General features: G+C 47.1%; 1 protein-coding gene. It reads left to right on the top strand.

Features of this window, described 5'->3' with window-relative positions:
• The first annotated feature begins 27 nt into the window (after nt 1–27).
• Nucleotides 28–183, top strand: coding sequence for an eL39 family ribosomal protein (locus tag GFJ41_RS21315; protein ID WP_081584803.1), 156 nt, complete (start codon nt 28–30; stop codon nt 181–183).
• Nucleotides 184–327: the final 144 nt, after the last annotated feature.

Here is a 327-nt window from a genome sequence, read left to right on the forward strand (position 1 = left end):
TTGTGGTGCAAGGACTGTGTGTCTAGAATGGCGTCACACAAGACATTCAGGATTAAACGCTTCTTGGCCAAGAAGCAGAAGCAGAACAGACCGATCCCTCAGTGGATCCGCATGAAGACTGGCAACAAGATCAGGTACAACTCCAAGCGCAGACACTGGAGGAGGACAAAGCTTGGCTTGTAAGCTCGGTGCGATCAGCTTTGACTACATCTGCATCCTGCAAGCTTCACCACCTCTACCCAGATGTTCGAAGAGATCGTCTGTTAAATGGATCAAAAATCTCTTCTGTACAGATTCTCTGAAAATGCCCTTGGTCTACAATAAATG

Origin of the sequence: Paraclostridium dentum, assembly GCF_012922555.1 — a bacterium.
GTDB lineage: Bacteria > Bacillota > Clostridia > Peptostreptococcales > Peptostreptococcaceae > Paraclostridium > Paraclostridium dentum.

What these genes read in the sequence shown, in the direction of transcription:
- GFJ41_RS21315 (WP_081584803.1), top strand. Translation starts at nt 28, where the DNA reads ATGGCGTCACACAAGACATTCAGGATTAAACGCTTCTTGGCCAAGAAG.